This window comes from Roseibium sp. SCP14, assembly GCF_040329475.1.
Taxonomy (GTDB): domain Bacteria; phylum Pseudomonadota; class Alphaproteobacteria; order Rhizobiales; family Stappiaceae; genus Roseibium.
Window position 1 is genome coordinate 934,367 of sequence record NZ_JBDZYH010000003.1, and the last position, 20,526, is coordinate 954,892.

The 20,526-nt window shown below is 55.6% G+C and carries 18 protein-coding genes; 9 read left to right on the forward strand and 9 right to left on the reverse strand.

The window, feature by feature from the left end:
* Nucleotides 1–7: 7 nt before the first annotated feature.
* The gene (gene speB / locus ABLQ08_RS16830; RefSeq protein ID WP_352944326.1) at nucleotides 8–970 is read right to left on the reverse strand and encodes an agmatinase; all 963 of its coding nucleotides are present in this window, start codon (nucleotides 968–970) and stop codon (nucleotides 8–10) included.
* A gap of 248 nt (nucleotides 971–1,218) precedes the next feature.
* Here speB and ABLQ08_RS16835 point away from each other — a divergent pair, with 248 nt between their 5' ends.
* The 4 genes from ABLQ08_RS16835 to ABLQ08_RS16850 all read left to right on the forward strand — a co-directional run bounded on the left by ABLQ08_RS16835 (nucleotide 1,219) and on the right by ABLQ08_RS16850 (nucleotide 5,390).
* Nucleotides 1,219–2,211: a cation diffusion facilitator family transporter gene (locus tag ABLQ08_RS16835; RefSeq protein WP_352944327.1), complete on the forward strand. Its 993-nt coding sequence runs from the start codon at nucleotides 1,219–1,221 to the stop codon at nucleotides 2,209–2,211.
* A 161-nt stretch (nucleotides 2,212–2,372) separates the two neighbouring features.
* On the forward strand, nucleotides 2,373–3,680 hold the full coding sequence (guaD, locus tag ABLQ08_RS16840) for a guanine deaminase (protein WP_352944328.1): 1,308 nt from the start codon (nucleotides 2,373–2,375) through the stop codon (nucleotides 3,678–3,680).
* Nucleotides 3,681–3,802: 122 nt separating this feature from the next.
* On the forward strand, nucleotides 3,803–4,168 hold the full coding sequence (locus ABLQ08_RS16845) for a hypothetical protein (protein WP_352944330.1): 366 nt from the start codon (nucleotides 3,803–3,805) through the stop codon (nucleotides 4,166–4,168).
* On the forward strand, nucleotides 4,161–5,390 hold the full coding sequence (locus ABLQ08_RS16850) for an HlyD family secretion protein (protein WP_352944331.1): 1,230 nt from the start codon (nucleotides 4,161–4,163) through the stop codon (nucleotides 5,388–5,390). Before ABLQ08_RS16845 ends, ABLQ08_RS16850 begins: the two co-directional genes overlap by 8 nt.
* Nucleotides 5,391–5,456: 66 nt before the next feature.
* Here the strand turns inward: ABLQ08_RS16850 and ABLQ08_RS16855 are convergent, their stop codons facing one another.
* Nucleotides 5,457–6,677 (reverse strand): MFS transporter, encoded by a 1,221-nt coding sequence (locus ABLQ08_RS16855; protein WP_352944332.1) that lies wholly within the window; start codon nucleotides 6,675–6,677, stop codon nucleotides 5,457–5,459.
* A 68-nt stretch (nucleotides 6,678–6,745) separates the two neighbouring features.
* Here ABLQ08_RS16855 and ABLQ08_RS16860 point away from each other — a divergent pair, with 68 nt between their 5' ends.
* Nucleotides 6,746–7,174 carry a helix-turn-helix domain-containing protein gene (locus ABLQ08_RS16860; protein WP_352944334.1) on the forward strand — a complete coding sequence of 143 codons (429 nt, stop codon included), beginning with the start codon at nucleotides 6,746–6,748 and terminating at the stop codon, nucleotides 7,172–7,174.
* 10 nt (nucleotides 7,175–7,184) lie between these two features.
* Here the strand turns inward: ABLQ08_RS16860 and ABLQ08_RS16865 are convergent, their stop codons facing one another.
* From ABLQ08_RS16865 to rplM, 3 genes are all read right to left on the reverse strand, one after another.
* Entirely contained in the window at nucleotides 7,185–8,582 is a 1,398-nt protein-coding gene (locus tag ABLQ08_RS16865; RefSeq protein ID WP_352944337.1) for an MATE family efflux transporter, read from the reverse strand.
* 231 nt (nucleotides 8,583–8,813) lie between these two features.
* Entirely contained in the window at nucleotides 8,814–9,290 is a 477-nt protein-coding gene (gene rpsI, locus ABLQ08_RS16870; protein WP_352944338.1) for a 30S ribosomal protein S9, read from the reverse strand.
* Between the two features lie 2 nt (nucleotides 9,291–9,292).
* Complete coding sequence (rplM, locus tag ABLQ08_RS16875) at nucleotides 9,293–9,760, reverse strand: 50S ribosomal protein L13 (protein ID WP_297586347.1); 468 nt, start codon at nucleotides 9,758–9,760, stop codon at nucleotides 9,293–9,295.
* A gap of 326 nt (nucleotides 9,761–10,086) precedes the next feature.
* On the opposite strand from rplM, the gene ABLQ08_RS16880 reads away from it, so the two are divergent.
* On the forward strand, nucleotides 10,087–11,298 hold the full coding sequence (locus ABLQ08_RS16880) for a GGDEF domain-containing protein (RefSeq protein ID WP_352944340.1): 1,212 nt from the start codon (nucleotides 10,087–10,089) through the stop codon (nucleotides 11,296–11,298).
* Between the two features lie 9 nt (nucleotides 11,299–11,307).
* Here the strand turns inward: ABLQ08_RS16880 and ABLQ08_RS16885 are convergent, their stop codons facing one another.
* Nucleotides 11,308–11,733, reverse strand: coding sequence for a PaaI family thioesterase (locus ABLQ08_RS16885; RefSeq protein ID WP_352944342.1), 426 nt, complete (start codon nucleotides 11,731–11,733; stop codon nucleotides 11,308–11,310).
* A 147-nt stretch (nucleotides 11,734–11,880) separates the two neighbouring features.
* On the reverse strand, nucleotides 11,881–13,224 hold the full coding sequence (locus ABLQ08_RS16890; protein ID WP_352944344.1) for a ferredoxin reductase family protein: 1,344 nt from the start codon (nucleotides 13,222–13,224) through the stop codon (nucleotides 11,881–11,883).
* Nucleotides 13,225–13,404: 180 nt separating this feature from the next.
* Between ABLQ08_RS16890 and ABLQ08_RS16895 the strand changes: the two genes are divergently transcribed.
* On the forward strand, nucleotides 13,405–13,701 hold the full coding sequence (locus ABLQ08_RS16895) for a putative quinol monooxygenase (protein WP_352944346.1): 297 nt from the start codon (nucleotides 13,405–13,407) through the stop codon (nucleotides 13,699–13,701).
* Nucleotides 13,702–13,887: 186 nt separating this feature from the next.
* Entirely contained in the window at nucleotides 13,888–14,295 is a 408-nt protein-coding gene (locus tag ABLQ08_RS16900) for a hypothetical protein (RefSeq protein WP_352944348.1), read from the forward strand.
* Between the two features lie 66 nt (nucleotides 14,296–14,361).
* Here ABLQ08_RS16900 and bmt read toward each other — a convergent pair whose 3' ends face one another.
* Together bmt and ABLQ08_RS16910 are read right to left on the reverse strand one after the other, a co-directional pair.
* On the reverse strand, nucleotides 14,362–15,390 hold the full coding sequence (bmt, locus tag ABLQ08_RS16905) for a betaine--homocysteine S-methyltransferase (RefSeq protein ID WP_352944350.1): 1,029 nt from the start codon (nucleotides 15,388–15,390) through the stop codon (nucleotides 14,362–14,364).
* Between the two features lie 268 nt (nucleotides 15,391–15,658).
* Nucleotides 15,659–18,220, reverse strand: coding sequence for a GcvT family protein (locus ABLQ08_RS16910; RefSeq protein WP_352944352.1), 2,562 nt, complete (start codon nucleotides 18,218–18,220; stop codon nucleotides 15,659–15,661).
* Nucleotides 18,221–18,636: 416 nt separating this feature from the next.
* On the opposite strand from ABLQ08_RS16910, the gene ABLQ08_RS16915 reads away from it, so the two are divergent.
* Complete coding sequence (locus tag ABLQ08_RS16915) at nucleotides 18,637–20,175, forward strand: trimethylamine methyltransferase family protein (RefSeq protein ID WP_352944354.1); 1,539 nt, start codon at nucleotides 18,637–18,639, stop codon at nucleotides 20,173–20,175.
* Nucleotides 20,176–20,526: the final 351 nt, after the last annotated feature.

A 20,526-nucleotide genomic window follows, 5' to 3' on the forward strand; every position in this document is an offset into this window, starting at 1 on the left:
GGTGAAACTACCGTCCCTGCCGCCGCCGTTCGGCCAGAAGTCCGATATAGGTCAGCGCCACACTTGCACCGGCAATGGATGTGATGTCGGCGTGATCATAGGCGGGAGCCACTTCAACGACATCTCCGCCAACAAAATCAAGGTCTCCGAGATCCCGCAGTATCGAGAGCGCCTCTCGTGACGACAGTCCTCCGGAAACCGGCGTACCCGTGCCGGGTGCAAATGCGGGATCGAGACAATCGATATCGAATGTCATGTAAGCGGGTCCTGTTCCGACACGCTGTTTGACGCGTTCAACTACGCCCCCAATTCCGAGATTGTCCATCTCATGACCGTAAATGATCTCCAGACCGCAGGTCTCCGGTGCATGGGTGCGTATTCCGACCTGAATGGATCTATCGGGATCGATCAAACCCTCACGAACTGCCCGTCCGGTGAAGGTACCATGATCAATCCGGTCTCCTTCGTCGGACCAGGTATCCTGATGCGCATCGAATTGGACGAGAGCCACTGGCCCGTGTTTGGCAACATGCGCCTTCAACAACGGATAGGTGACAAAATGGTCGCCGCCGATTGAAAACAGATGCGTGTCAGCAGCCAGAATGTCCGCCGCCTGAGCTTCGACATGTCCGGGAATATCCGAATTTCGCCCGTAGTCGAAAACGCAGTCGCCATAGTCCACACAGGCAAGGGTCTCAAACGGATCCATGTGAAAGGGATACTGCGGATCCCCATCAAAAATCGCGGATGCCCGCCTCACCCCCTGCGGGCCGAACCTGGCCCCGGGCCGGTTGGACACGGAAGCATCAAACGGAATACCCCAGACTGCAAGATCCACCCCCTCAAGATCGCGGCTGTATCTACGGCGCATGAAGGATAGTGCGCCCGCATATGTCGGTTCGTGCGAACCGCCTTTGACGGATGTCCCCAAAAACGCGTTGTCGGTCGGGCGCGGTAAGTCTGCTGACATCAACTGTTCCCCGGTTTCGTTTGGTCTGCCTTTCGACTGCAAGCTCTCCGAGTTGCAGCGGGTTCCGACCACAAGGTCAAACACCAAATGTTAAAACGGAGTTGGTCTTATCAGAGGAAGTGAACTGCTGTCAGTTCTTAAGCGTGTCGCGAGACACATTGTTTGCCGATTGCTCTTTGTTGAACACATAAAGCCGCCTGGATCACGAGCCCCACGCTCACACCAAGCTCAGGAAATCGAGTTGATCAATGTCCCATACAGAACATCACTCTTCATCGGGAACCAGCGGCTCCAATTCTCCGCACGATCATGAAGGCGAACATAGCCACGACCATTCGCTCGAAGTGACTGACAAAAACGCGCGTGCGGTTGCATGGGCAGGGCTGTTGATTGCCGGGTTCATGTTTGCCGAGCTCATTGGTGGCTGGCTGGCCGGCTCGCTGGCCCTTATGGCCGATGCCATTCACATGGTTACCGATGCCGCCTCGCTCGGCCTTGCCTGGTGGGCCTTTCAGCAATCCAAGAAACCCGCAGATGCCCGCCTCACCTATGGCCGTGACCGGCTCCCCGTTCTGATTGCATTTGCAAATGCGATATTTCTGCTCGTGGTGACCATCTGGATCTGCGTGGAGGCAGTCGGGCGTCTTATGGAACCGCAGACCGTTCTGGCCGGACCGATGTTCATCATCGCGGTTCTGGGTCTCCTTGTGAACATCGGCGCCTTCTTGATCCTGCAACATGGAGGTGACGGCTCGCTTAACATGAGGTCGGCGATCCTGCATGTTCTGGGAGATCTGCTCGGTTCCGTCGCCGCGATCGCGGCAGCGGTGATAATTTACTTCACCGGATGGTATCCGATTGACCCGATCCTTTCGGTATTTGTCGCGCTTCTCATTGTCCGTTCAGCCGTCACCGTGATGCGTCAGTCCGCCCACATTCTACTGGAAGGAGCGCCGGCGCAAATTGATCGTGAAGTGATACGGAAAGATCTGCTGGCCGAAATTCCCGAACTTCGGGACGTCTATCACATTCACCTGTGGTCTCTGGCGGAAGGAAAGGTCAATGCAACGATGCACGCGGCGGTTTCAGCTGAAGACAACTCTTCGGTGGTCGTGCAAAAGATGCGTACACGCTTGAAAGCGGTCCATGGAATCGGGCATGTGACGATCGAACTGTCATCCCATTCCGAGCCGGTTTCTACTCCACTTGATGCGAGTTCCACTGTGTCGGATACCGGCTGAGGCAGTATGCCCATCTATCGGTAACACTCCCACAATTGCGTTTCCCGATGGGCTTTCGCCCGCGATCGATTCTGACTCCGGGCTTGAGTTTGCCGAAGCAAAGGGCCAAATGTGACCCGCCTTCACGGCACGCACTGAATTCAACATAAGGACTTCGATCTTTGGCAGACAGGAACACGAAAATCCTGCGAGGCAGGCTGCTCACCTTCGCGTCGGCTCCTGAAGGTCCCGAAGACACGGCTGCCTACACTTACGAGGAAGACGGAGCGCTGCTGCTTTCGCATGGGCAGGTCGCCAATAGAGGTTCCTTTGCCGACATCGCGGCGGCGGCGCCGGAAGGTACTGACGTCATCGATCACCGGCCGCATCTGCTTTTACCCGGCTTCATCGACACGCATATTCATTTTCCGCAGGCTCAAGTCATCGCCTCCTGGGCGGATCAACTCCTGGATTGGTTGAACGACTACACATTCCCGGAAGAAATGAAGTTTGCCGACAAAGATCATGGCAAGCGGATCGCCGGGGAGTTCTACGATGCCCTGCTCGCCCACGGCACAACAACGGCAAGTGCATACTGTTCCAGCCATCCGAATTCCGTCGACAGCTATTTCGAAGAAGCCGAACTGCGCGGCATGTTGATGCTGGGCGGCAAGACAATGATGGACCGGAACGCACCGGCAGGCCTGTGCGATACAGCACAGAGCTCTTACGACGAAAGCAAAGCCCTTCTGGAAAAATGGCAAGGCAGAGGCCGTGCGCACTATGTCGTCACACCACGTTTTGCCATCACGTCGACGTCTGCTCAGCTGGAAGCCGCAGGAACGCTTTTGAAGGAATATCCTGACTGCCACCTGCAAACACATATCAATGAAAACCACAACGAGATCGCCTTCACCAGGGAGCTCTTTCCGGAGGCAGCAGACTATCTGGGTGTTTACGAGACCTTCGGTCTGCTTGGCCACAAGACATTGCTGGGGCACTGCCTTCACATGAATGAGCGTGAACTTGGCATCATGGAGGAAACGGGATCAGTCGCGGTTTTCTGCCCGACCTCAAATCTTTTTCTCGGCAGCGGCCTGTTCGACAAAGCCCGCCTTGAAAGTGCCGGCGTTCGCACGGCCATAGCAACGGATGTTGGTGGCGGTACCAATTACTCGATGCTGCGGACGCTCGACGAGGGGTACAAAGTGCTGCAGATGCAACGTCAGCGACTGCATCCGCTCACCACCTTTTACTGGGCAACGCTCGGAAACGCGAAAGCGCTTTCGCTTTCCGACCGGATCGGTACGCTCGACGCCGGAACCGACGCCGACGTCGTCGTTCTGAACTCCCGGGCAACCCCGACAATGGCTCTACGCATGGAAACGGTCGGCTCGCTTTCCGAGGAACTTTTCGTGTTGCAGACACTTGGTGACGACCGGGCGGTGGTTGAAACCTATGTCGGAGGAAAGGCCTCCAAGACCACATAAACTCCGCTCAAAACACCGAGACCGAGCAAACTTCAAGAGATGCTCGCAAAAAATGCGAATTGTCTCGCACTTCCCAACCTTGTCTACTATCGCAATGCTCGAACATATCGAGGCACTGCGATATGGAATTGCTAAGTAGTGATATTCAGCCCGACCCGGCACCCTTTTTCGTAACGGGACCAGGAGCGACCGACCTTCTTTTCATCGCCGTCGCAATTGTCCTGGTCGCGATTCTTCTGGGGTTTGGTGCGCTCTATTTCACAATTCAGGCTCTTCCGGATCGTATGGCTTCCGGATTGGGCAAAACCCAATTGCAGGTTGTCGGCATATTGGGGCTTCTCTCGCTGTTCTTCATGAACAACGCCTTCTGGATCGCGGCACTGCTGCTGGCAGCCATACCGCTCTCCAAGATTGTTGTACCGGTAAAAATCCGGAGCTTTCGCAGGCGTTTGAAAAAACCGGCACGACCGGGGCAAAGCGATGCTTGAGCTTTTCTTCAGCGCCCTTGTCACCATCCTGCCGGATTATCTTTACCGCTGGCACAAGCAGGGCAAAAGGCTCGGCCACGAGATCAATCTGTTCACCGTCTGGTATGAGCTGCGCTGGGGGATCACGGCCTGCGCAGTGCTGGCCATTTCGCTTCTCACCGTCATCTTCTATTTTCATCCAACCACTTCAAATGTCACCTCCCTTTTCAGAACGGTCTCGATCCTGAGTGACAGGCCGGGCCGGGTTGAGGAGGTGTATGTTTCCGACAACGAATTCGTACAAGCAGGTGACGCCATCTTTCGTCTCGACACGCAGCGCCAGCGCGCCGCTGCCGAAACGGCCGGCAGACGCATTGCCGAGGTCGATGCCTCGATTACCGTCGCCCGGTCTGAGTTGCTGGCAGCAGAAGGAAACATCACGGCTGCCGAAAGCCAGTTGCGACAGGCGGAGGATGAACTCAATCGCAGGCAAAGCCTTTCGGAGCGCAACCGGAACGTCGTGAGCGAACAGGAAATCGAACGCCTGCGTCTTGCCGTCGAGGGGCTTCGGGGAACCTTGCAGGCAAGCAAAGCGCAAAGGGACGCCTTGGCAGGCAGGCTGGACACGCTCCTTCCGGCACAAAGAGCCAGCGCCGAGGCCGCTCTCGCCCAGGCTCAAACGGAGATCGAGAAATCAACGGTTTATGCTGGAACCAATGGAACCGTCAGGCAGTTCAAACTGAAACCGGGAGACCTGGTCAATCCCATCCTCCGCCCGGCCGGCATTCTCGTACCCGAAGGTTCCGGCCGAGGCCGCTTTCAGGCGGGCTTCGGACAAATATCGGCACAGGTGCTTCAACCGGGGACCATCGTCGAAATTACCTGCGCCTCAAAACCGCTCAACGTCATTCCGATGAAGGTCATCGAGGTGCAGGCGGTCATCGCATCCGGCCAGCTTCGCCCGTCCGACCAGTTGATCGACATTCAGGACCGCGCCCGGCCGGGAACGATCCTGACCGTCATCGAGCCCCTTTACGCGGGACATGCGGACTATGTGCCACCCGGCAGCAGATGTATCGGCGTTGCCTATTCCAGTCACGAAAAGGCAATCAAGGCGGGCGAAATATCCGGATTTTCTGCGTTCCTGTCCCGGATCGTCGATGGCATGGGGATTGCCAATGCCATCGTTATCCGGGCGCAGTCACTGCTTCTTCCGGTCAAGCTCCTTGTGTTTCCGAACTAGACGAAAGGTCGGAGCAGAGCTTGTTCTGCTCTCTTCGTCATACGTCAAGTGTCCGGATAAATCCGCCTAACGAACCTCCCGTTGCGACAGAACCCGAGGTAGCATCAGCAGTAATACGGCCAGAGCCAACAAGACGAAAGACAACGACGTGCCGAAATAGACATAGGCAAATCCGAACTCCTGAATGAACGGTGTCAGCACAAATGGAGAGATGACCTGTCCAAGGAACATGCTCGTCGTCACGATTCCCGACACGCTCCCACGCCGTTCGACAGGCGCCACCTGAAGAGCAAGGGACAGGAAACCCGGTTGAACAAGCGCGTAGCCTGCACCAATTGCTCCTGCGCCAATCAACAGGAAAGACCAGCTTGGCTTGATCGCCAGAATAGCAAATCCCGCCGCCATCATTGCGTAGCCGATGGCCAGAGTGGAAGCCAGTCCGAGACTTTCGCTTAGTCTCTTGAATGTCATCGCCACACCGGCACCGCATATCATCAAGGTACCAAGACCAATCGCTGTCGCACTGGCACTGTCAAACCCATTTGCATCCAGGTAGAATGGCAACTGGCTTGGCATGAGAAAGAACAGCATGACCGTAACCGTTGTCAGGCTTCCGACCAGAAGAGCCGGCAACAACCAGTGCGCGCTTGGGGCGAGCGGCAAACCTGCATTGTCTTTCCCGCCTTCTGGCTGACCTGAATGAACCTCCCGCCGATGTATCGACAATAGAAACGGCAGCGCCAGGACCGGCAACGCGTAAACCAAGAATGGCAATCTTGGAGACAGACCGGCGAGATATCCGGCCAGTCCGATAAACAATAGTCCGCACAGATTGATTGCGGTCGTTTGCAATCCCATGAAGGCACTCCGCCGGGAGCCACTGAACAGATCTCCCACAAGAGCAACCTGCGCTGTCATCGTCAGCGCCACCGCAACACCGAGCACCAGACGGCTGACAAGTATCGACATCAGATCGGGCAAATACGCCCCGGCCGTACCGGCCAATACGAACAGGAGAATGCCGGCAATCAGCAGCGGACCACGGCCATAGCGGTCGGCTGCAACACCAGCAAGCGGTGCAACCAGAACCACGGTCAGGGAGGGAGCCGAAACCAGAAACCGCGTGAGGTAAGCTGCTCCCGGTTCGCCGGCGAAACTCTCTTCCAGTGCCGGCAGAGCGGGACTGATGGTGGCATTCGCCATAATCTTCAACGTTGCCGTCATGAGCAGACCGATGGCCGCAACGTCCATCCAGATCGGGCGATGTCTTTGTGATCTATCTGACACGATATTTCCCTTGCCTTTTTGAACCATGAAGGCCAGCCTACTAATTCAAGTCGACTTGAGGTCAAGAGATGAAATTATTGGATATTTCAGAAGTGGCACAGCAAACAGGTATCGCTGCATCAGCCATTCGACATTATGAGGAAAAAGGCCTGATCGCCTCTGTTGGTCGACGCGGGCTGAAGCGCCTGTTCGGGCCGGAAATTCTGGACCAGCTGGCACTCATCACCCTGGGAAGAACAGCAGGATTTTCGCTTGAGGAAGTGAAAGGCATGTTCGGACCAGACGGCCGCCCCGCCCTCTCCCGACAAGTGCTTTTCGACAAGGCTGACGATCTCGACCGTCAGATTGAACGACTCTCGCACCTGCGGGACCTGATCCATCATGTTGCCGAATGTCCGGCTCCATCGCATATGGAATGCCCGAAATTTCGAAGGATGCTTCGAATAAGCGGGCGGCTAAGAAACGAGTCTGGATCGGGTCGCAAGGCAATTGGGTAGCAATACCCGATCACCTTCTGGAAAAGAACAAGATCACCTGACGGGCCTGCCGCTGGAAAAGTCCGGGACGCTTCGGCACCTCGTGATGAACCTCTACATCCCTGACCACCACCCGAACCAGCAGAATGGCGGCCACACCGAAGACCACACCGCCTGCTGCTTGCCCGATCAGGACGCCCGGCGCTCCATAGAGCGAGCTGCCCAACCAGACAAAAGGGATTGTTCCGAGCGTGTGACGCCCCCAGTTCATCCATGTGGAATAAAATGGCCGGCCAAGATTATTGAAACAGGCGTTAGCAACGAAGAGCATACCATTGAAGAAGAACGCCAAGGCCAGAGGCCCGCAGAACAGGTAAATCAAGGTCAGGGCCATGCCATCGGCTTCAAAGAGGCGTGCAATCGGCTCGCGAAGCACAAACAGAACAAGCGCGGCAAAACCGACCACCAAAGCCGTGAAGAGCAAAGCCTCCCGGAGCGTCCCCCGGACCCGGTCATAAAGCCCTGCTCCGTAATTCTGGCCGATAATCGGCCCGACCGCTCCGGAAAGCGCAAAGATCGTCCCGAAGGCAAGCGGTGTCATACGCGCGACGATGGCCATCCCGGCGACGGCATCCTCTCCGAATTCTGCCATAGACCTTGTGACCCAGGCCTGCCCGACAGGTGTCGCCAACTGCGTCAGGATGGCGGGAAAAGCAATGGCTGAAATCGGCGGCAGATCGATCGCCAGATCTTTCGGCCGCGGCAGGCTGAGCCCGCCATGGTAACGGAAAATCGGAAGAAGCGCGTAGGCCGCGATGGCAACACGCGAGGCGGCACTTGCAAGGGCAGCCCCGGTGAGCTCGAGGTCGAGGCCGAATATCAGGATCGGATCCAAGACCGCGTTGACCACACCGCCGACAATCGTCGAAATCATGGCGCGTCTGGCATCGCCGTGTGCTCTCAGGATGGCGCCACCGGCCATTCCCAACAAAAGCAAAGGCAGTGTCGGAACGATGATCGCGAGATAGTGGACAGCTAGACCATGGGTGACCCCACGTGCTCCGATCAGGGTGACCAGCTGCCCGAGCCCGAGCCAGACGAAAAGTGCAAATACAGAAGAAAACAGGATCCCGACAGCAAGGGCACTCGACGCCCTCTTGCGAGCCTTGGATCGGTCCCCTGCCCCCAGAGCCTGGGCAACAAGTGCTCCAGCCGCGATCGCGACACCGATGTTGAACGAGGTGGTGAAGAACAGGATGGCGCCGGCATAGCCCACTGCGGCTGCCAGCTCATCCTTGCCCAGCATCGATATGAAAATCATATCAACGAAATCGACCGCAAAGATCGCCATCAGGCCGACAGACGCCGTCAGCGACATCACGCTGACATGCTTGAACAGGTTGCCCTCGAGAAACTTCGCCTGGCTCATTGATATCCGATTGATCTTGGCCGTTCCGCCTCGGACGAGACCAACGGGATGGTGAAATCTGCCCTGCCTGGAGATGACCCGCTAAAGCAAAAACTCAAGCGCTCACCACTAGCGGAATTCCTGCCGATACTGAAGCCTTGAACTGCGCTGCAAAATACACAACGCCAACAAAAAACCCGCCGGATTGCTCCAGCGGGTTTTTCGAATTTGAAGTTCCAGTCGGTCCGGCGATTAACGCTTGGAGAACTGGAAGGACCGACGAGCCTTGCGCTTACCGAACTTCTTACGTTCGACAACGCGGCTATCGCGGGTCAGGAAGCCGTTCTTCTTCAGGATGGCGCGCAGCTCCGGCTCGTAGTGGGTCAGAGCCTTGGACAGGCCGTGGCGCACAGCACCAGCCTGACCGGACAGACCACCACCGGTAACAGTTGCGATAACATCGTACTGGCCGGCACGGTCGGTCAGCATGATCGGCTGTTGAAGGATCATCTGAAGAACCGGACGAGCGAAATACTCGGTGAAGTCCTTCTTGTTGACGATGATCTTGCCAGTGCCCGGCTTGATCCAGACGCGAGCGATCGCGTCTTTACGTTTACCCGTAGCGTATGCACGGCCCTGTGCGTCCAGCTTCTGGACATGGACCGGAGCTTCAGGGGCTGCGGTTTCAACCGCGCCGCCCAGTTCTTCCAGGGATTGCAGCTCAGCCATTCTTAAGCCCTCTTGCCGTCATTCTTTGCATTGAGGCCCTTCACGTCGACGAGTTCCGGCGACTGAGCTTCATGCGGGTGGTTCGGACCAGCGTAAACCTTGAGGTTCTTCAGCTGCTTGTTGGACAGCGGGCCGCCCGGCATCATACGCTGTACGGCTTTCTCCAGGACACGCTCCGGGAAACGGCCTTCCAGGATTGCACGCGCAGTACGCTCCTTGATGCCGCCCGGGTGACCGGTGTGCCAGTAGTATTTCTTGTTGTCGTACTTACGGCCGGTGAGCACAACCTTGTCAGCATTGATGACGATGACGTTGTCACCGGTGTCAATGTGAGGCGTGTAGGTCGGCAGATGCTTGCCGCGCAGGTGATTGGCAATGTATGCGGCGAGACGGCCGACAACCATGCCTTCTGCGTCGATCAAGATCCACTTTTTCTCGACCTCAGCCGGCTTGGCAGAGAAGGTCTTCATGAGACTGATCCGTTTCTGGACGTTAAAGAAAAGGCCCGCGCGGCTGATAAAGCCAGCGAACGGACCTCAAATTCGTTCGAGGCAGCTTATACGCCGACCGAAAAAACCGGTCAAGAAGTAATTTTTCAATGCTCATGTTTTTTCTCGTTATTTTTCAATTACTTATAAAAACGGTATCATATTACCACAAATTTTCCCTGCGTTTCGAACGCAACTCATCACCCTCAAAGCTGCATACACCCAAACCAACCCGGGGAAGTTGTTTTACTCAGATTTAAGTCCTGACCGATAGCTTCCCAAATGGTTTCAGTGCGATGGAGCGAAACATGGGTCTAACGGGCCTCAGCCCCAAATACAGGAATCCCCTCCTGCTCGCTCTGGCCGGAGCGGCGGCGCTTGTGCTGCTGTTCACCGTCGCTTTCGATGCATTGATAGACTGGCAAGCTCAAATGGCTCTCCGCAAAAGCGCGGAAATTCGCGCGCAGTCCTGGGCCAGAAATTTTCTCGAAACAACTCCTTCCGCACGGCGCATGGTTGAAAAGGGAGTTGCGACATCCTCGGAAATCAACCGATTCAAAGACTCTTTTGCATTGGTCGGCGTCATTCGTTTCGTCATGTTCAACAAGGACGGAATGCAAACCCTGCTTTCAGATTCCGGCGTTCTTGAACCAACCAGGCTTTTCAACGGCAAGGCACAAGAGGTCATTCAGACCGGCCAGCCCGCGGTATTCTTTCACGACCACGACGATGAAGAGGCGTCGGCCGTTTCTGTCGACACCTATGTCGAGGTTTACCTACCCGCGGATCTCCCGTCCGGTGAGCGGATCGGTGCCCTGGAAGTATATGTTGATGTCAGCGACTTCGAAGAAGCACTGGAAGAGTCGTTTCAATGGATGAGCGGCTACCTGATCATTGGCACGATGGCCGTCCTGCTTTTACCCGCTTCTGCCTATGTTCGACGAACCCGTCAATTGATGCGAAAGGACAAGCAACTGCTTGAACTGACCCGTTACGATCACCTGACAGGCGTTCTGAACCGCGACAGCGTATCGAAATTTCTGGACGAGCAATTCGCCGACAGCACGGATAGAGGAAATCTCGGCATTCTTTTTGTCGACGTCGACCACTTCAAACAAGTCAACGACCAATTCGGACATGCCTGCGGCGACAGGTTGCTGAAACATGTCGCCGACATTCTACGGCTAAGCACCAGAAGCAAAGACGACGTCGTTGGTCGTTTCGGCGGGGACGAGTTCGTGATCATGTTTCAAAACACGACACTCCAGGAAATCCGTCAACTGTATCGACGCGTCATGGAAGCAGCCAGCAAACCGTGCCAACGTGAAGGCACGGATTATGTTCTCAGCCTGAGCATCGGAGCTTACGTAACGTCTGATGGCGACACGCGGCAATCGGCACTGCACCGTGCTGATCTCGCTGTTTACGCAGCCAAGAGGCAGGGAAGAAATCGGGTCGTGGAATATTCGAGGGACCTGGAAGGCTTGTTCAGTCAGGAGAAAACAAAGGTTCCCGCCTAGGCTATCTTCTTAACGCGGAGGTACTGAATAGGTCGCTGTCGCGTGTGCAACCAGTTCTTCGTCCCCTTCTCCAGCAATCCCGCATTCAACGACCGCCAGTCGCTTGCCGAGTTTCAGCAGCCGACACGTGCCCAACAGATCACCTGCCTCGGGCTTGCGAAGAAAATTGATGTTTAGATTCGTTGTCACCGCCAGTGCCACTGGTCCGATATGGGCAAGGATGACAACATATGCAGCCAGGTCAGCTAACGCCATCATGGAAGGCCCGGAAACCGTTCCTCCGGGACGCAGATGAAGCTCGTTTGCGCTCAGCCGAACGACCGCTTCGCCCGAAGAAACGCTGTCAATGGAGTACACGCGTCCACCGGCATGGATTTGCGGAAACTCCTCGTCCAGCAGCTCCATTATTTCCCGGCCAGTCATTAGCGGCTGCATCAACGCTCCCCCTATAGCTTTCAAATCGCGCCGCATATTCGGCTCGCTTTTACGTAAACGTCAAATAACACTGAAAGGCAAGCCGGTTCCTGACGAGGTGTCGTCTTTTTGTTGTTACAAGTGAACAGAAGTCCATGCAGGCCGGAATTACTCGGCAGCTTGCAGCTTCTCAGCCCGGCGCTTTTCAGCCGCGTAAACGCCTCTGTCCCACAGCCAGGCCGCCAGAGCTCCCAAACCAATCCCGGTTCGCATCTGAAATTCTTCAAAGTGGAAACGGCTTGCACGAAGTCCTTTCAGCACGAGACCGCTTTTCAAGGATTTGCGCATGGCGACAGGCCCGCAGAAGAACAAGTGAGCTTGGGAAAGGTGTCCCCCAAGATCGGCTGCGATGCGCTCTGGTGTCAGACGAATCCCTTCTGCAGAGTTGACAATGATCAGTTCGAGACAATCGACCTCTTCAGCGATCGTTTCCAATTCAACCGCATAGGGAATGTCTTCGCGTTCGCGGACGCAATAGTAAAGCTTGACCGGGCCGGTTTCCTTCTCCTTAAGGCTCTCTGCAAAGGCTAGAAAAGGGGTAATGCCAACGCCTGCACCAACCCAGACCTGCGGATCACGCCCGGATGGCATCGAGAAATGCCCATGAGGACCGGAAACCAACGCCTCGGCTCCCACCTGCACGCCCTGGCGCAAACGTCGCGTATAATCGCCAAGGTCCTTGACGGAAAACCGTAAGGTCCTGTCTTGCACCGGTGCGCAGCTGAGCGTGAAGGGATGTTCTTCTGTCAGACCGTTTCCCTTGAAAGACAAAAACGCAAACTGACCGGCCTTGTGTTTCAAGCCCCGCCCCTTTGGCGCCAACTCGACTTCAGTCAGACCACCAAGGTGTTTGACGGATGAAACGATGTAGCGATGTCCGCGCGGCGCCATCGGTCGCAGCAGCGACATCCAGAGGTAACTGACGATCCCGAGGAGACAGAATGCTGAAATGTAAATCCCCAATGGATCTGTATTCGAGAACGGCTTCTCGATAAAGAAGAAGTGGAACGCTCCAAGGAAAAAGAAGATCCCGATGAGCCGGTGGCTCCATTTCCACAAATGATAGGGAATGAAGGTGATTACGGATGCCAAAGCCAGAATGAGAAGGCCATAGAGGCTGACCTCGCCAATATCTTCAGCGATCCCTGAAAGAGGGCCGCCCCGAAGTCCGTTCATTTCCGCATCGACAATATCGTGCAAACCCATGGCAACCATTGCCAGGACACCCAGCCATTTGTGCAGCACATAAATGCGATCCAGAGATCCGAACACGGTCTCCAGTCCCGGCGCGCGCGTTGCGATAAACTGGTTGATGCCCATCAATATCAACGCCGATGAACCAAGATACTGGCTAAAGACTGCGATTGGGTCTCTTGTCGCAGCCAAAGGGGTGAACCAATAAACAGGTACCAGGCAGGCAACCGCGATCAATACAAGTCCGACAATCCGCAACGCTCTCTCCAAAACTGTCCCTCAGCTTCGCTCCGTATAGGAGCGATCAATGCTGGCTATCAACAAAGTGCGTAAATTCAATAAACTTTCGATAGATTTGCAGAATTATCCGATGCTGCACGCCGTAGAACGTGTAGTCTTCGCAGCGTTCAACTTGAAAAACGTTCTCCGGAAGTTCTTATGATCTTTATCATCGCCACAATGAAGACTACTCAGGAAAATCGCGACGCCCTTGTTGAAGCAACCCGACTTTGCATTACTGAAACCCGCAAGGAGCCGGGATGTCTTTCCTATGACTTTCATCAAAGCATCACCGATCCACTGACATTTGTTTTCGTCGAACGCTGGCAGAACCGTGATGCCCTGGAAAGACACTTTGCCACCCCGCACCTGGCAACCTGGCGCGCGTCAACCAGACCTCTGATCAAGGAAAAAGACGTCCAAATCATTACACCGGAAAAGATCGAGGGACTTTAGATGACCCCATCAACACAAGTTCGGATCGGAAAAGAAAGCAGGCAAGAGAACCGTATCGTGCCAGGAGCACGCAGATGGAATTTGCGAAAGATGTTTTCCTGCAAGTTCTCTCGCTCAACCGCAACTGCTGTCTTGGTCTGTGTTTTGTCTCTGCAATCCAGCGGAATAGCGGGAGATTGGGACTACATGGACGATCGCTCCACACCCCAAAAGCTCCTCCAAAGCTATTATTACGCGATCAGCAATCGGTTGTACGTTCAGGCGTATAGCTACTTTTCCAAGGAGTTCGCCCCAAAGGACTTCGAGCAATGGGCGAAAGGTTATTCGGATACAAAAACGGTAACGGTCAGATTCGGACCGACGGAACCTAACCCAGGCGCCGGGCAAATCTACTGGGCGCTGCCGGTTGCTGTCTCGGCAGAACAAGTGGACGGAACATCAAAGGTTTTTGTCGGGTGTTATCAAATCCACATGACCAATATCGGCATGCAGACCGCCCCTCCCTATCAGCCGATGGGGATCAATTCCGCCACATTGAAAGAAACAAAAGAACCTTTCGACAAGGCGGCTCCTGGAAAGTGTGCGTCTGACTGACGAGATCGCAACCCAATCAAAAAGGCTCCCTGCTATCGGAGAGCCTTTTCTGATTGATCTTCAGTATCAGCCGCGCCTGCGTCCACGTCGGCGACCAGAACTGCTTCCCTCGCCTTCCGACCGAGCTGCATCCGCCTCCTTGTTGGGAGGTGAAACCAGCGGGCCGATTTCGGAAATCACTTCCTCAAGCGTTGGACGTTTCCCAGCAGTGTGATCATCGAGGGCGCCGCGCATGGCAACAAGGTGAGACGGAGACGTGCCGCAACATCCGCCGATGATCCGTGCACCGGCATCGAGCGCCATGTGAGCGTATTTGGCCATAAGTTCCGGCGTTCCAGTATAGACCACTTCATCGCCCCGGATCTGGGGTATGCCGCAATTGCCCTTGGCCACAACAATTGCGTCCGGGAACGCCTCTGTGATGTCCATGATTGCGGCAAGCAGATCGGAAGCACCGACGCCACAATTCGAACCAATGGCTACCGGAGTGCACGCGAACTGTGATTGCAACTCACCAAGTCCTTTGGGAGGAAGCCCCATCATGGTCTTGCCGGCTGTATCGAAGCTGGCGGTGATCACGAGCGGCAGGTCAAAAGTTTGAGCCGCCTCAGCAGCAGCTTTCATCTCTTCCACCGCCGACATGGTCTCAACCCACAAAATGTCGGCACCGCCATCGACAAGCCCTTCCATCTGTTCCTTGAAGGCAGCAACGCCATCTTCATAGCTCAACGCTCCAAGTGGTTGAAACAACTCACCGGTCGGACCGATAGATCCGGCGACAAGGACCTCCCTGTCAACTGTCTGGGCGACCTCACGAGCAAGCTTTACGCCGGCCATGTTCAGTTCCTTGACCCGGTCCTGCGCATTGTGGAGCTTCAGACGGTGGCGATTACAGCCGAACGTATTGGTCAGAATGATGTCGGACCCCGCATCAACAAAAGACTGATGCAGTGCCTTGATCTTTTCCGGCTCGTCCGTGTTCCACAGTTCGGGCGCATCACCGGACACGAGCCCCATTTCGAACAGGTTCGTACCCGTTGCTCCATCTGCGAGGAGAGCTCCCTTGCGGGCAAGAAGATCTTCCAGTTTGGACATGCAGCAGTCTTTCGTTTCCTAAGGCTTCAGCACCGCGATTCCGGTGTCTTGCCTGCAATAGCAGACCCCGCGCAGATGTCTACGCGGGTCTTATCCGTTTCAACGAGTTGGAACGCGGTATCCACGTCATAAAAAGGTTGGCATTTCACTCCGATCAGGAACGGGGTTGCCGACCCGGCTGTGAGCCTTCTGGTTGAGGTTCCGTCTCGGAAGAACATTCTCCTTGCAGGAAAACCTTGGCGGGTAAATCCCGCCAAGTATTCTCCGATTACGTTCTCGGCTTCAGGTTTTCCGGATCGTAGAGCGGCTGATAACCAACGCCGACGACTTCCGCCGGATACGTTTCCGTAAAGTACTCGACATTCAATTTGCGACCAACCTGGCAGTACTCTTTCGGCAGGTAGGCAAGCGCAATGTTCTTGCCGATCGTCGGACCATAAGCGACCGAGGTCGTGTATGAAATGCGGCCGAGGCTGTCGACCAGCGTTTCACCGGTTTCCGGATCCATGACAGGCATTGTGCCGACCGGAAAGCGCCGAACGCCAGTGGCATCGGTATCTTCCGTCATCACCAGAGTACAAAGCATGGCGGGCTGCTGCTCTCGAGCCCTGTATTCAAGGTGCTTTGCCTTGCCCCGGAATTCGGCTTCCTTCACTTTTGGCCGCGCGAGATCTGCTTCATACAGATTGTACTGTGTGAGCAGATCGGCGTTCTGCAATCGCAGGCTCTTTTCCATCCGGCGGGAGTTGGCATAAGTTTCAACGCCCACGGCCATCACGCCGATTGCACGAAGAGCATCCCAGACGGCGAGCCCGTCTTCGTACTTCATGTGCAGTTCCCAACCCTGTTCACCGACATAGGAAAGGCGAAGGGCTGTAATTTCCTTGCCGGCAATTTCGATTTGCCGGATTGCAGCGAACGGGAAGTTTTCCGGATCCAGTGCAGCAGGGTCGGAAACAACCTTCTTCAGGTTCTCCCTGGCGTTCGGGCCCCAGATACCGATTGTCGTAAAGTCTTCGTTCACATCGGTGACGGTGACATCGAAGCCTTTGTCCTCTGCAACGCGCCTCACATAGTGGAAGTCACGCGGACCGGCATCGGCACCGTCAATCACGCGGCAACGATCTGCCATTCGGATCACGGTCAAATCAGCCCGAACGTTGCCTTCGTCGTCGAGGAAGTGGGTGTAGATCCCTTTGCCGATGTTCTTGTCACCACCGATCTTGGCGGCACACAGCCATTCCATCAGTTCCACATGATCGGGACCTTCGACATCGAACATGTAGAAGTGCGACAGGTTGATGATGCCGCAGTCTTCACTCAATGCCAGATGTTCTGCGTTCGAGACGCGCCAGAAATGACGGCTGTCCCATTCGTTTTCACGAGCCGGAACCTTATCGCCATACTTTTCCAACAAGTGCTCGTTGGCCGCATACCCGTGGGCGCGCTCCCAACCGCCCAGCTCCATGAAATAGCCGCCAAGTTCGACTTCGCGCTCATAGAAAGGAGACCGCTTGATGTTACGGCTTGTCGCATAGGGCTCACGCGGGTGAATTGCCGGGAAATAGATTTTCTCCGCAGCCTCACCACAACGGTCTTCGATGAACTCTTCGGTCAGCTGGTGCTGATAAAAGCGGGAGTAATCGATCGAGGCATGGTCGATTTCAGTCCGGCCGTCCGTGATCCAGTCGGCGATAAGCTTGCCGAATCCCGGACCGTCCTTGACCCAGATGGCAATGCAATACCACAGCCCGCGCACTTTCTGGCTCTCGCCGCAGGAAGGTCCGCCAGCGGCGGACACTTGCAGAAGACCGTTGAACGAATGGCTTTCGTTGTAACCGAGCTCTCCGAGTATCGGTGTCAGCTCCATCGCGCGTTCGAGCGGCTCGATAACCTGCTCCATTTCAAGGTCGCGCTGTGAGGGCGAGAGGCGGGCTTCTTCCTTTTCCAGAATATCCCGCGGGTGACACATACGCGGTGTGGTCGGTTCGTAGTAACCCCACTCGATCTGGCCGCCTTCCGTCGTTTTCGGGTCACCGGTGTCGCGCATATAAGCCGAGTTGCCCTGGTCCCGCAGTAGCGGGAAACCGATCTCCTTGCCGGTGCCTTCGAACTCATTGTAGGGACCGAAAAAGGTGAGCGGGTGATCGACAGGCATGACCGGGAGATCCTCACCGACCATGTTGGCAATCAAGCGTCCCCAAAGACCTGCACAAACGATGACATGGTCGGCCATGATCGTGCCACGATGGGTTACAACGCCTTTGATCCGACCATCTTCAACAAGCAGCGACTGGGCCGGCGTATTGCCGAAGACCTTCAGCTTTCCGCTCTTTTCAGCCGCATCGACAAGTTTTCCTGCAACGGTCTGTGAACGCGGCACCACCAGCCCTGCGTCAGGGTCGAACATGCCGCCCTGAACCATATCCTCCTCGATCAGCGGAAACTTTTCCTTGATCTCGGCTGGATTGACCAGATGAATGCGGGTACCGAACGCCTTGCCGGAGGTCACCTTGCGCTTGATTTCTTCCATCCAGGCATCGTCGCCCGTACGTGCGACTTCAAGGCCGCCAACTCTGGCGTAGTGTCCCATCTTCTCGAAGAAATCGATGGAATATTGTGTCGTCCAGCAAGACAGGTAGTCGTGGCTTGTCGTGTAACAGAAGTCGGAGGCGTGCGCCGTCGAACCGATATCCGTCGGAACACCGGACTTGTCGATGCCAACGATATCGTCCCAACCGCGTTCGATGAGGTGGTGTGCCACCGACGCTCCGACAATGCCACCCAAACCGACGATGACGACCTTTGCCTTGTCAGGAAATGCTGACATGTTTCATTCCTCTTCAATAGATCGGAAGCGAAGCGCCACGTTCCGCTTCCTTCGGCCTTGTACACCCGCGGGCATCCTGCAGGATACAGGTTTCCCCTCTCCTGCTTTCAAGCCTGCTTCGGATACCAACTCATTGGCGGGCAGTATCGCGACAGATAATCAATTCAAGTAGCTCAATTGCGTCACGGCGCATTATCACGACGACACTCAAGACCAAATTGCTGTTACAAGATCCGAGTTTGCCGGCTCGCAATTGCAGCAAATCGTGGTCAGGAGATCCAAGCACGAGATGTTGACGAAACACTCTGGTTCCTTCATGCCGGAATTAGAGTAGGTTAAGACGCATCTGTACCAAGGCCGTTGGCCAAGCCGTCTAAGACTTGCGACTATAACCATTCCATCTTGGGAGCTGAATTATGTCAGACGCAGCCACTTCTGGCCGCCGAGGAAGATCCGCCCGCCGTGAACGGCGGCAAGCAGGCCCGGGAGGCCAGGCCGTTCCCTACATCTCGCGCAACATCCCGCTCTACGACGTCCTGAGCGAAGAAGGTGTCGAGAAAATCGAGGCAAATGCTGATCGAATTCTGGCCGAGATCGGTCTGGAATTCAGAGAAGATCCGGAAGTCCTTGAGATCTGGAAGTCCGCCGGTGCCGAAGTCGATGGAGAGCGCGTCCGCTTCCCGAAAGGAATGCTGCGGGAAATTCTGAAAACAGCGCCCGCGCAGTTTACGCAGCACGCCCGCAATCCGGCTCGCAATGTGGAGATCGGCGGCAAAAACCTCGTTTTCGCCCCGGTCTACGGTCCACCCTTTGTGACTGACCTCGACCAGGGGCGTCGCTACGGCACGATTGAAGATTTCCGCAATTTCGTGAAACTGGCTTACATGTCGCCCTGGCTGCATCATTCCGGGGGCACCGTGTGCGAGCCGGTCGACCTGCCGGTGAACAAGCGGCACTTCGATATGGTCTATTCCCATATCAAGTATTCCGACAAGCCGTTCATGGGATCGGTAACCGCTCCCGAGAGAGCGGAAGATTCGGTGAAGATGGCGCAAATCGCCTTCGGCGAAGAGTTCGTCGATCAGAACTGCGTCATGATTCAGCTGATCAATGCCAATTCACCACTGGTCTTCGACGCAACCATGCTCGGGGCCCTGAAGGTTTATGCACGTCATAACCAAGCCTGTATTGTTTCGCCGTTCATTCTTGCCGGCGCGATGAGCCCGGTCACGGTGGCGGGAACACTCTCGCAGGTTCTTGCAGAAGCAATGGCAGGTTGCGCACTGACGCAGTTGATCCGGCCGGGCGCTCCGGTTGTGTTCGGGGCGTTCGTAAGCTCGATTTCGATGCAGTCCGGAGCACCGACCTTCGGCAGCCCGGAGGGCTCGCTTCTCCTCAACGGGGCAGCAAAGCTTGCCCGTCGCCTGAATCTCCCTTTCCGTTCGGGCGGCTCGTTCACGGCCTCCAAAGTGCCGGACGCGCAGTCAGCTCAGGAATCTGCGCAGACCATCCTCGCGACGGTCCAGTCTGGCGTCAATTTCGCGCTGCACTCGGCTGGGTGGCTCGAAGGAGGCCTGTGCTCCTCCTACGAGAAGTTCATCATGGATGCCGATCAGCTTGGCATGATGCACGTCCTGGCCAAGGGAATCGACGTCAACGACGAAATGCTCGCCATGGATGCCATGCAGGAAGTCGGCCCGGGTGGCCATTTCCTCGGCGCAGCTCATACACAGCGAAACTTCGAAAGTGCCTTTTACCGCTCATCCATTGCGGACAACAATTCCTATGAACAATGGGTCGCTGACGGTGAACTCGACGCCGCCAAACGCGCCAACGCACGCTGGAAAGAGCAGCTCAGAGCCTACTCCGGGCCGCAGCTTGATCCAGGAATTGACGAGGCGCTGCAAGCATTTATCGCGGAACGCAAGGCTTCGTTCCCAGATAGCAACGTTTGATCTTCGGAGTGAAACCAAAACGCCCGGCGAGAGCCGGGCGTTTTTCGTTTCGTGTGTTTCACCAAAGCTTTATATTGTTAGTTGTAGAAACAAAGAAAGGGATCGGCAAATTTTCGCCCGATATCTTCCACAAATTATGTGCCTGAACTAATGCTTGCTTAGGGGAACATGCCTCTGGCAGGTGGAAACGGCAAAGTGCTTGGGATAAGCTTGGTCGCCGATTTTGCGAGAGAGGCCTGCCACTGCAGACTTCCAGGCTGGGGGAAATTGAATATGAACAGTTTCTGATCGTTTTTTAATGATAAAAATCAATAATTTAACCTAACCTCTACTCATAAGATTCAGGTTGTT

Excerpts from the sequence above, each read along its gene's own strand:
- ABLQ08_RS16835 (WP_352944327.1), top strand. The coding sequence starts at position 1,219 with ATGTCCCATACAGAACATCACTCTTCATCGGGAACCAGCGGCTCCAAT.
- ABLQ08_RS16915 (WP_352944354.1), top strand. The coding sequence starts at position 18,637 with ATGTCAGACGCAGCCACTTCTGGCCGCCGAGGAAGATCCGCCCGCCGT.
- rplM (WP_297586347.1), bottom strand. The coding sequence starts at position 9,760 with ATGAAGACCTTCTCTGCCAAGCCGGCTGAGGTCGAGAAAAAGTGGATC.
- bmt (WP_352944350.1), bottom strand. The coding sequence starts at position 15,390 with ATGTCCAAACTGGAAGATCTTCTTGCCCGCAAGGGAGCTCTCCTCGCA.
- ABLQ08_RS16845 (WP_352944330.1), top strand. The coding sequence starts at position 3,803 with ATGGAATTGCTAAGTAGTGATATTCAGCCCGACCCGGCACCCTTTTTC.
- speB (WP_352944326.1), bottom strand. The coding sequence starts at position 970 with ATGTCAGCAGACTTACCGCGCCCGACCGACAACGCGTTTTTGGGGACA.
- ABLQ08_RS16910 (WP_352944352.1), bottom strand. The coding sequence starts at position 18,220 with ATGTCAGCATTTCCTGACAAGGCAAAGGTCGTCATCGTCGGTTTGGGT.
- ABLQ08_RS16885 (WP_352944342.1), bottom strand. The coding sequence starts at position 11,733 with ATGCAGCCGCTAATGACTGGCCGGGAAATAATGGAGCTGCTGGACGAG.
- rpsI (WP_352944338.1), bottom strand. The coding sequence starts at position 9,290 with ATGGCTGAGCTGCAATCCCTGGAAGAACTGGGCGGCGCGGTTGAAACC.
- ABLQ08_RS16880 (WP_352944340.1), top strand. The coding sequence starts at position 10,087 with ATGGGTCTAACGGGCCTCAGCCCCAAATACAGGAATCCCCTCCTGCTC.
- ABLQ08_RS16850 (WP_352944331.1), top strand. The coding sequence starts at position 4,161 with ATGCTTGAGCTTTTCTTCAGCGCCCTTGTCACCATCCTGCCGGATTAT.
- ABLQ08_RS16895 (WP_352944346.1), top strand. The coding sequence starts at position 13,405 with ATGATCTTTATCATCGCCACAATGAAGACTACTCAGGAAAATCGCGAC.
- ABLQ08_RS16900 (WP_352944348.1), top strand. The coding sequence starts at position 13,888 with ATGGACGATCGCTCCACACCCCAAAAGCTCCTCCAAAGCTATTATTAC.
- ABLQ08_RS16860 (WP_352944334.1), top strand. The coding sequence starts at position 6,746 with ATGAAATTATTGGATATTTCAGAAGTGGCACAGCAAACAGGTATCGCT.
- ABLQ08_RS16865 (WP_352944337.1), bottom strand. The coding sequence starts at position 8,582 with ATGAGCCAGGCGAAGTTTCTCGAGGGCAACCTGTTCAAGCATGTCAGC.